The 6,411-nt window shown below is 73.8% G+C and carries 5 protein-coding genes; 4 read left to right on the top strand and 1 reads right to left on the bottom strand.

Annotation, left to right across the window (positions count from 1 at the left end):
* Nucleotides 1–82 precede the first annotated feature (82 nt).
* Nucleotides 83–985: an isocitrate lyase/PEP mutase family protein gene (locus PSD17_RS19195; RefSeq protein WP_013676696.1), complete on the bottom strand. Its 903-nt coding sequence runs from the start codon at nucleotides 983–985 to the stop codon at nucleotides 83–85.
* A gap of 124 nt (nucleotides 986–1,109) precedes the next feature.
* Between PSD17_RS19195 and PSD17_RS19200 the strand changes: the two genes are divergently transcribed.
* From PSD17_RS19200 to PSD17_RS19215, 4 genes are read left to right on the top strand one after another with little or no spacing between them, the layout of a single operon-like run.
* Nucleotides 1,110–1,811, top strand: coding sequence for a GntR family transcriptional regulator (locus tag PSD17_RS19200; protein WP_339123945.1), 702 nt, complete (start codon nucleotides 1,110–1,112; stop codon nucleotides 1,809–1,811).
* Nucleotides 1,808–3,853, top strand: coding sequence for a hydantoinase/oxoprolinase family protein (locus PSD17_RS19205; protein WP_013676698.1), 2,046 nt, complete (start codon nucleotides 1,808–1,810; stop codon nucleotides 3,851–3,853). The genes PSD17_RS19200 and PSD17_RS19205 overlap by 4 nt, the downstream gene beginning before the upstream one ends.
* A 6-nt stretch (nucleotides 3,854–3,859) precedes the next feature.
* Nucleotides 3,860–5,758 carry a hydantoinase B/oxoprolinase family protein gene (locus PSD17_RS19210; RefSeq protein WP_103381921.1) on the top strand — a complete coding sequence of 633 codons (1,899 nt, stop codon included), beginning with the start codon at nucleotides 3,860–3,862 and terminating at the stop codon, nucleotides 5,756–5,758.
* Complete coding sequence (locus PSD17_RS19215; protein WP_339123948.1) at nucleotides 5,755–6,375, top strand: isochorismatase family protein; 621 nt, start codon at nucleotides 5,755–5,757, stop codon at nucleotides 6,373–6,375. Before PSD17_RS19210 ends, PSD17_RS19215 begins: the two co-directional genes overlap by 4 nt.
* The last annotated feature ends 36 nt before the right edge of the window (nucleotides 6,376–6,411 follow it).

The following is a 6,411-nucleotide window of genomic DNA, read 5'->3' on the forward strand; positions in this document are numbered from 1 at the left end:
GCGGGCAGCCGCCGGCACCCCGCGCCCGGCGCCCGCCGCGGGACCCGTCGCCCGTGGCCCCGCCCCGGCGCGACGGGCCGGCTCAGGCGTAACGCTGCTCGGCCGCCCGGACCTCGGGCAGGCCGACGAGATCGGTGAACTCGTCGAACGTGGGGAGCCCGGCCAGCGCGCCGACCGGCGTGCCGTCGCGGCGCAGGGTCGCCAGCAGCGCACGGATGCCGGCCGTCGCCGCGAGCAGCGTGCCGATCGGACAGAGGACGACGGCGAACCCGAGCTCGGCGATCCGGTCCAGCGGCAGCGGCGGGGTCCGGCCGCCCTCGGCCCAGTTGAACAGCAGCGGCGCCGTCCCGGCCAGTGCGGACGCGATCCGCTCGATGTCGCGTTCCGACGTCGGCGCCTCGACGAACAGCACGTCGGCGCCCGCGTCGCTGAACGCGCGGGCGCGGTCGATCGCGGCGTCGACACCGTCGACGGCGACCGCGTCGGTGCGGGCGATGATCACCGTGTCCGGGTCCTGGCGCGCGTCGACCGCGGCCCGGAGCTTGCCGAGCATCTCCGGCAGCGCGACGACCTGCTTGCCGCTCATGTGCCCGCAGCGCTTCGGCGTGACCTGGTCCTCGAGCTGGATCCCCGCCACACCCGCCTGCTCGTAGAGCCGGACGGTGCGGTGCACGTTGAGGGCGTTGCCGTAGCCGGTGTCGGCGTCGGCGATCACCGGGAGGTCGACGGCCGCGGCGATCCGCCGGGCGTTGTCGACCATCTCCGTGCCGGTGAGCAGGCCGACGTCGGGACCGCCCAGCAGGGCGGCGGAGGTGCCGAAGCCGGTCATGTAGACCGCGTCGAAGCCGGCCTGGCCGACGAGGCGGGCGGACAGCGCGTCGTACGCGCCGGGCACGACGAGCGGCCCCTCGGTCCGTGTCGCGGCGAGCAGGGCGCGCAGCCGGGCCGCGGGTCGCGGTGAACCGGCCGGGTCGGGAGCGGACACGGTGTCTCCTCGGATCGGTGTCAGTACCGGGAGTCATTCTTGCATGCATTACGGGCAATCGACCGTAGACAACGGCCGCCAGAGGCCATACCTTGCACACAATCTTCAGACGAGAGGAGAGCCGGTGGGCCGCGCCGGGACGTCGACGTCGGCGGGGCGCGCCGCTGCGGCGGTGCGCGAGCTGATCCTGCGAGGCGAGTTCGCCCCCGGCGACCGCCTCGGCGAGGCGGAGCTCGCCGAGCGCCTCGGGATGAGCCGCACGCCGATCCGGGAGGCGCTGTCCCGGCTCGCCGCCGAGGGCCTCGTCGAGACGACGCCCAACCGCGGCTCACGGGTCACCAGCTGGACCGTCGAGGAGCTGGCCGACGTGTTCCACCTGCGCTCGACCATCGAACCGCGGCTCACCTCCCTCGCCGCCGCCGCGGCCACGACGGCCGAGATCGACGAGCTGGGCGCGATGGCCGAGCGGATGGTCGTCGTCGGCTCCCCCGGGCCCGACCAGGACCTCGACTCGCTCGTCCCGCTCAACCGCGACTTCCACGAGCGGCTGGTGACGATCGCCGCGGCACCCGCGCTGGCCGTCGCGCTGGCCGGTGCCGTGCGCGCGCCGATCGTGCTGCGCAACTTCCACACCTACGACGTCGCGTCCCTGCGCCGCAGTCTCGGGCACCACCTCGAGATCGTCGCCGCGATGCGCGCCGAGGACCCCGAGTGGGCCGGCGCGGTCATGGCCGCCCACATCCGCAACGCCCGGGCCGTCATGGTGCGCGCCGCCCGGGACGCCGCCGCACACGCCGCCCGACAACCACAGGAGGAGACGCGATGACCTACCGACTCGGGGTCGACGTCGGGGGCACGTTCACCGACGTGCTGCTCGTCGACGAGCTCAGCGGCGCGACCTGGCGGGCCAAGACCGCCTCGACGCCGTCCGACCAGGCCGTGGGTGTGCTGAACGGGATCGGCAAGGTGTGTGCCGACGCCGGCATCGCGCTGGCCGACGTCGGCCAGGTGCTGCACGGGACGACCGTCGCGACGAACGCGATCCTGGAGGGCAAGGGCGCCACCGTCGGGCTCGTGACGACGCGCGGGTTCCGCCAGGTGCTGCAGATCGCCCGCTCGTACGTGCCCGGCGGCCTGGCCGGCTGGATCATCTGGCCCAAACCGGAACCGTTGGCCGCGCTGGAGAACACGGTCGAGGTCGACGAGCGCATCGCCAGCGACGGCTCGGTCGTCCGCCCCCTCGACGAGGACGACGTGCGCGCCCGGCTCGCCTCGCTGCGCGGCCACGGGATCGAGGCACTGGCCGTCTCGCTGATCAACTCCTTCGCCGACCCCGCGCACGAGCGCCGGATTGCCGAGATCGCCGCCGAGGTGCTGCCCGGGGTGCCGGTGTCGCTGTCCAGCGACGTGCTGCCGGAGCTGCGCGAGTACGAGCGCACCGTCACCACGGTCGCCAACGGCTACGTCCAGCCGCAGGTCAAGCGCTACGTCGAGACGCTGTCGGGCAAGCTGCGCGACGGCGGTGTGGCCGGCGAGCTGGCGATCCTGCGCAGCGACGGAGGGCTCTCCTCGGCCGAGGCGGCCCAGTCCTCACCGGTCACCATGCTGCTGTCCGGGCCGGCGGGCGGCGTCACGGGCGCGGTGTGGGTCGCCGAGCAGTGCGGCTACTCCGACCTCATCACCTTCGACATGGGCGGCACGTCCACCGACGTCGCGCTCGTCCAGGGCCTCGCGCCGCGGATCGGCCGCGAGACCAAGGTCGGCGACCTCACCGTCCGCGCGTCCAGCGTCGACGTGCGGACGGTCGGCGCGGGCGGCGGCTCCATCGCCCACGTCCCGCAGCTGACCAGGGCGCTGCGGGTGGGCCCGCAGTCCGCCGGCGCCGCGCCCGGCCCGGCCGCGTACGGCAAGGGCGGCACCGAGCCCACCGTCACCGACGCCAACGTCGTCCTCGGCTACCTGCCCGCCACGCTCGCCGGCGGCGAGATCACCCTCGACGTCGACGCCGCCCGCACCGCGGTGGGCACCGTCGCGGACGCGATGGGGCTGTCGGTGGAGGCCGCCGCCGCGGGCATCGTCGACATCGTCAACGAGAACATGCTCGGCGGTCTGCGTCTGGTGTCGGTTCAGCAGGGCTTCGATCCCCGCGACTTCGCGCTCGTCGCCTTCGGCGGCGCCGGTCCGTTGCACGCCAACGCGTTGGGCAAGCTCACCGGGGCGTGGCCGGTGATCGTGCCGCCGTCGCCGGGGGTGCTGTGCGCGCTGGGCGACGCCACGACGTCCGCGCGCAGCGAGTCGGCCCGCACCGTGCTGCGCCGGTTCGCCGACCTCACCGCGGCCGACCTCGCCGCGATCCTGCGCGAGCTGGGCGGCGAGGCCGGGAAGCGGCTCGCCGAGCAGGGCGTCCCCGACACCGACCAGACGGTCGCCTACCAGGTGGACGTGCGCTACCACGGCCAGGGATTCGAGATCCCGGTCGAGGTCACCGAGCTCGGCGACGCCGCGCTCGACACGCTGGCCGCGGCGTTCGACGCCGAGCACGAGCGGCTGTTCTCCTTCCTGCTCACCACCGACCACGAGCTGGTCAACGCGCGCGCGACGGTCACCGGTCCGCGACCGGGCGTCGCGGCGACCGAGCTGGCCGCGAGCGAGGGCCCGCCGACGCCGATCGACACCCACCCGATCCACATCTCCGGCGCGACCGTCGAGGCCCACGTCTACGACCGGGTCACGCTGCGTGCCGGCGACGTCGTCAGCGGGCCCGCGATCGTCACCGAGATGGACTCCACCACCCTCGTGCTGCCCGGCCACGCCGCCACCGTGCACCCCTCGGGCAGCCTCTTGATCAACCCCGTGCGAGAGGGCTGAGCACACATGGCACGCATCGTCGAGACCGCCACCGCGCCCGTCGAGAAGGTCCCCGTCGACGCCGTCGACCCGATCACCCTCGACCTGATCGAGAACGGCCTGCGCAACGCCCGCTACGAGATGGACGAGGTGCTGTTCCGCACCGCACTGTCCCCGGGCATCCGCGAGCAGCACGACGAGTTCCCGCTGATCGCCGACCCGAGCGGCAAGATGGTCGTCGGCCAGTTCGGGCTGTCCATCCCCGACTTCCTCGACGGGTTCGACGACACCGTCGAGGAGGGCGACGTCCTGCTCACCTCCGACCCGTACGCGTGCGGGGCGGCGATCAGCCACGCCAACGACTGGCTGGTGGTGACGCCGATCTTCCACGACGGCCGCGTCGTCGGCTGGGCGTCGATGTTCGGGCACATGTCCGACGTCGGCGGCAAGACGCCGTGCTCGATGCCCACCGACGCCCGGACGATCTACGAGGAGGGCGTGGTCATCCCGCCCTTCAAGCTGTACTCGAAGGGCACCCTCAACGAGGACGCGCTGCGCATCATCCTCAACCAGGTCCGGATGCCCGACTGGAACCGCGCCGACCTCAACGGCCTGGTCGCGGCCTGCCGGACGGCGGGCCGCCGCGTCACCGAGATGTGCGAGCGGTTCGGGACCCCGGTCTACCTGTCCGCGCTCGACGCCCTGCTGCAGCGCAACTACGACGCGATGAAGGTGCTGCTGGCCACGGTGTTCGAGGAGGGCAGGACCCTCTCGTTCACCGACTACATCTGCGACGACGGCGTCGGCTACGGCCCCTACGAGCTCACGCTCTCGCTGACCCGCCGCGGGGACAAGGTGCACCTGGACTTCACCGGGTCCAGCCCCCAGGCCGCCGGCCCGGTGAACTACTACATCAACGAGAACCTCACCCGGATGTTCTTCGGCATCTACATGATCACGGTCGCCGACCCGCAGATCCTGTGGAACGACGGCTTCTACCCGCTCGTCGACGTCACCATCCCCGACGGCTCGTACTGGAAGCCCAAGCACCCGGCCTCGCTCAACGGCCGCAACCACGGCATCGGACGGGTGTTCGACCTGTTCGGCGGCCTGCTCGGACAGACCAACCCGGCCCTGCTCAACGCCGCGGGCTTCTCCTCGTCCCCGCACTTCATGTACTCGGGCCACTACTCGTCGGGCGAGCGGAAGGGCGAGTGGTTCCAGCTCTACTCGATCGGCTTCGGGGGCATCCCCGGCCGCCCGCTCGGGGACGGCCCCGACGGCCACTCCCTGTGGCCCAGCTTCGTCAACATCCCCTGCGAGTACCTGGAGTCCTACTACCCGCTGCGGATCGAGCGCTGGGAGACCGTCGCCGACACCGGTGGCGCCGGGCTGCACCGCGGCGGCAACGGCGTCGACGTCGCCTACGCGTTCGCCGAGCCCGGGACCATCGCGATCCACGACGACCGCTGGCTGACCTACCCGTGGGGGGTCAACGGCGGCACGCCGGGTGCCCGCGGCACGAAGTGGATCGACCGCGCGGACGGCACGCGCGAGGTGCTGCCCTCGAAAGTGCACGACGTCCCGGTGTTCCCCGGCGACGTGCTGCACTTCGTGACGTGGGGCGGCGGCGGGTGGGGCGACCCGCTGGAGCGCGACCCCGAGCTGGTGGCGCTGGAGGTGCGGCGCGGGCTGGTCACCGCCGACGGCGCCCGCCGCTACGGAGTGGTGCTCGCCGCGGACGGGACCGTCGACGCGGCCGCGACCGCCACCCTGCGCGACGAGCTGCGCGCGTCGCGGCCGGCGGAGCTGCCGGTCTTCGACATGGGCCCGCCGATCGAGGAACTGCTGGAGCGCTGCGAGGCCGAGACCGGGCTCCCGGCGCCGACGCGTCCGCGGTGGGCCGCGGCGGACGTGCGGGCGTGACCGGACCGCACGGCGCGGCGTTCTCCGGCCGGGTCGGCTGGGGCGCCTCGCCCGCGCTGGTCGTCGTCGACATGGTCCGCGCCTACACCGAGCCCGACGGCCCCTTCGCGCTGCCGGACCCGGGCCCGGCGCTGGCGGCGTGCGTGGAGCTAGTCGAGGCGGCGCGTGCCGGCGCCCGCCCGGTGCTGTGGACGCAGGTCCGCTACGCGGCCGACCTGTCCGACGGCGGCCTGTTCGTGCGCAAGGTGCCCGCGCTCGCCGCGTTCGCCGACGGCGCCGACGGCGACTGGGGCGCGATCGCCGCGCCGCTGGCGCCCGCGGCCGGCGACGTGGTCGTGACGAAGCAGTACGCCTCGGCGTTCGCCGGCACCTCGGCGGCGGCGACGCTGCACGCCCGCCGCGTCGACACCGTCGTGGTCTGCGGGGTGTCGACGTCGGGGTGCGTGCGGGCCACGGCCACCGACGCGCTCACCCACGGGTTCGCGCCGCAGGTCGTCGGGGCGGCCTGTGCCGACCGCACCCCCGCGCTGCACTCGGCGAACCTCGCCGACCTCGACGCCAAGTACGCCGACGTCGTCGAGATCGCCGAGGCGGTCGAGCGGCTGCGGGGCCGCTGACCCCGCGGCCCGTCGTGGCGCCCGGGTGGTCGCGTG

This window comes from Pseudonocardia sp. D17 (assembly GCF_036984265.1).
GTDB classification, from domain to species: domain Bacteria; phylum Actinomycetota; class Actinomycetes; order Mycobacteriales; family Pseudonocardiaceae; genus Pseudonocardia; species Pseudonocardia benzenivorans.

What these genes read in the sequence shown, in the direction of transcription:
- PSD17_RS19205 (WP_013676698.1), top strand. Translation starts at nt 1,808, where the DNA reads ATGACCTACCGACTCGGGGTCGACGTCGGGGGCACGTTCACCGACGTG.
- PSD17_RS19210 (WP_103381921.1), top strand. Translation starts at nt 3,860, where the DNA reads ATGGCACGCATCGTCGAGACCGCCACCGCGCCCGTCGAGAAGGTCCCC.